Here is a 652-nt window from a genome sequence, read left to right as displayed (position 1 = left end):
GACTCCCGTCGTGGGTTCGAACGCCTCGGGGTCGAGTGTGCCGAGCACGGTGGGCGTGAGGTTGAGGTGTGTGACGCGCTCGTCGACGATCAACTCCTGCAAGGGTTCCCCGGCGAAGGTGTGATCGGGGGCGATGACGAGGGCGCCGCCGTGCGCGTGGGCGGAGAGCAGTTCGAAGATCGCGGCGTCGAAGGTGTGCGAGGCGACCTGCAGTACACGCGATTCCGGTCCGAGATCGAGCAGAGTGCTCTGGACGTCGAGCAGCGCCGCGAGTCCGCGATGGGTGACGTCGACGCCCTTGGGGGTGCCCGTGGTGCCGGATGTGTAGATCGTGTAGGCGAGATCGCCGGATGTCACTGCGGGGCGCGGTGGTTCGACGGCGTCGAAGTCGATGCTGCGGTCGGCGGTGAGGTCGATCCACGTCACGTGGCCGAGTTCGCGGTCGCCGACGGTCAGGCCGATGCGGGCACCGGAGCCGGCGAGGATCGCGGCGCTGCGCGCGTGGGGCTGGGTGAGGTCGACCGACACCCAGGCCGCACCGAGTTTCGTGATCGCCCAGACGGCGAGCGGCCAGTACTCGCTGCGCGGCACCGCGATCGCCACGAGGTCGCCGCGTCGCACGCCGTGCGAGGCGAGCACGGAGGCGATCTCG

At 69.9% G+C, this 652-nt stretch carries 1 protein-coding gene; it reads right to left on the bottom strand.

Features of this window, described 5'->3' with window-relative positions:
* Nucleotides 1–652, bottom strand: a 652-nt coding sequence (locus tag R1101_RS28930; protein ID WP_037225341.1) for an AMP-binding protein, incomplete at both ends; no start/stop codon positions are given.

The organism is Rhodococcus sp. R1101 (genome assembly GCF_000278445.1).
GTDB lineage: Bacteria > Actinomycetota > Actinomycetes > Mycobacteriales > Mycobacteriaceae > Rhodococcus > Rhodococcus gordoniae.
This window is presented reverse-complemented; position numbering and strand designations above follow the sequence as displayed.